The organism is Lysinibacillus sp. GW247-5R2A, from assembly GCF_059424475.1.
In genome coordinates, this window is sequence record NZ_JBWKZL010000030.1 from 1 (window position 1) to 2,911 (window position 2,911).

The 2,911-nt window shown below is 52.6% G+C and carries 1 rRNA gene; it reads left to right on the plus strand.

The features are described from left to right. Positions 1–2,911 (plus strand): 23S ribosomal RNA (locus AC07YC_RS22755); the annotation flags it as partial.

Below are 2,911 nucleotides of genomic sequence, written 5' to 3' on the forward strand. Positions count from 1 at the left end.
GGTTAAGTTATTAAGGGCGCACGGCGAATGCCTTGGCACTAGGAGCCGAAGAAGGACGGCACTAACACCGATATGCTTCGGGGAGCTGTAAGTGAGCTTTGATCCGGAGATTTCCGAATGGGGGAACCCACTACGTTTAATCGCGTAGTATCTTGACGTGAATACATAGCGTCTTGAAGGCAGACCCAGGGAACTGAAACATCTAAGTACCTGGAGGAAGAGAAAGAAAAATCGATTCCCTGAGTAGCGGCGAGCGAAACGGGAAGAGCCCAAACCAAGAGGCTTGCCTCTTGGGGTTGTAGGACACTCAATACGGAGTTACAAAAGAGCGAGTTAGATGAAGCGACTTGGAAAGGTCCGCCAGAGCAGGTAAAAGCCCTGTAGTCGAAAGTTCGTTCCCTCCTGAGTGGATCCTGAGTACGGCGGAACACGTGAAATTCCGTCGGAATCCGGGAGGACCATCTCCCAAGGCTAAATACTACCTAGTGACCGATAGTGAACCAGTACCGTGAGGGAAAGGTGAAAAGCACCCCGGAAGGGGAGTGAAAGAGATCCTGAAACCGTGTGCCTACAAGTAGTTAGAGCCCGTTAATGGGTGATAGCGTGCCTTTTGTAGAATGAACCGGCGAGTTACGATTACGTGCGAGGTTAAGCTTTAGAAGGCGGAGCCGCAGCGAAAGCGAGTCTGAATAGGGCGAATTAGTACGTGGTCGTAGACCCGAAACCAGGTGATCTACCCATGTCCAGGGTGAAGGTGAGGTAACACTTACTGGAGGCCCGAACCCACGCACGTTGAAAAGTGCGGGGATGAGGTGTGGGTAGCGGAGAAATTCCAATCGAACTTGGAGATAGCTGGTTCTCTCCGAAATAGCTTTAGGGCTAGCCTCGTGATGAGAATACTGGAGGTAGAGCACTGTTTGGACTAGGGGGCCATCCCGGTTTACCGAATTCAGACAAACTCCGAATGCCAGATATTTATACACGGGAGTCAGACTGCGAGTGATAAGATCCGTAGTCAAAAGGGAAACAGCCCAGACCACCAGCTAAGGTCCCAAAGTAATCGTTAAGTGGAAAAGGATGTGGCGTTGCACAGACAACCAGGATGTTGGCTTAGAAGCAGCCATCATTTAAAGAGTGCGTAATAGCTCACTGGTCGAGTGACGCTGCGCCGAAAATGTATCGGGGCTAAACGATTCACCGAAGCTGTGGATTGACATCTACGATGTCAGTGGTAGGAGAGCGTTCTAAGTGCGTTGAAGTCAGACCGGAAGGACTGGTGGAGCGCTTAGAAGTGAGAATGCCGGTATGAGTAGCGAAAGACGGGTGAGAATCCCGTCCACCGTATGACTAAGGTTTCCTGAGGAAGGCTCGTCCGCTCAGGGTTAGTCGGGACCTAAGCCGAGGCCGATAGGCGTAGGCGATGGACAACAGGTTGATATTCCTGTACCACCTCCTCACCGTTTGAGAAATGGGGGGACGCAGTAGGATAGGGTAAGCGCGCTGTTGGTTATGCGCGTCCAAGCAGTAAGGCGTGTGTGTAGGCAAATCCGCACACTGTAACGTTGAGCTGTGATGGCGAGTCCGTATGGACGAAGTTCCTGATTTCACACTGCCAAGAAAAGCCTCTATCGAGGTGAGAGGTGCCCGTACCGCAAACCGACACAGGTAGTCGAGGAGAGAATCCTAAGGTGTGCGAGAGAACTCTCGTTAAGGAACTCGGCAAAATGACCCCGTAACTTCGGGAGAAGGGGTGCTCTTGAGCGTGCAAGCGCATGAGAGCCGCAGTGAATAGGCCCAGGCGACTGTTTAGCAAAAACACAGGTCTCTGCAAAACCGTAAGGTGACGTATAGGGGCTGACGCCTGCCCGGTGCTGGAAGGTTAAGAGGAGTGGTTAGCGCAAGCGAAGCTGCGAATTGAAGCCCCAGTAAACGGCGGCCGTAACTATAACGGTCCTAAGGTAGCGAAATTCCTTGTCGGGTAAGTTCCGACCCGCACGAAAGGCGTAACGATCTGGGCACTGTCTCAACGAGAGACTCGGTGAAATTATAGTACCTGTGAAGATGCAGGTTACCCGCGACAGGACGGAAAGACCCCGTGGAGCTTTACTGTAGCCTGATATTGAATTTTGGTACAACTTGTACAGGATAGGTAGGAGCCAGAGATCTCGGAGCGCCAGCTTCGAAGGAGGCGTCGGTGGGATACTACCCTGGTTGTATTGAAATTCTAACCCATGCCCCTTAGCGGGGCAGGAGACAGTGTCAGGCGGACAGTTTGACTGGGGCGGTCGCCTCCTAAAAGGTAACGGAGGCGCCCAAAGGTTCCCTCAGAATGGTTGGAAATCATTCGTAGAGTGTAAAGGCACAAGGGAGCTTGACTGCGAGACCTACAAGTCGAGCAGGGTCGAAAGACGGGCTTAGTGATCCGGTGGTTCCGCATGGAAGGGCCATCGCTCAACGGATAAAAGCTACCCCGGGGATAACAGGCTTATCTCCCCCAAGAGTCCACATCGACGGGGAGGTTTGGCACCTCGATGTCGGCTCATCGCATCCTGGGGCTGTAGTCGGTCCCAAGGGTTGGGCTGTTCGCCCATTAAAGCGGTACGCGAGCTGGGTTCAGAACGTCGTGAGACAGTTCGGTCCCTATCCGTCGTGGGCGTAGGAAATTTGAGAGGAGCTGTCCTTAGTACGAGAGGACCGGGATGGACACACCGCTGGTGTACCAGTTGTCTTGCCAAAGGCATCGCTGGGTAGCTATGTGTGGACGGGATAAGTGCTGAAAGCATCTAAGCATGAAGCCCCCCTCAAGATGAGATTTCCCATTACGCAAGTAAGTAAGATCCCTCAAAGACGATGAGGTAGATAGGTTCGAGGTGGAAGTGTGGTGACACATGGAGCTGACGAATACTAATCG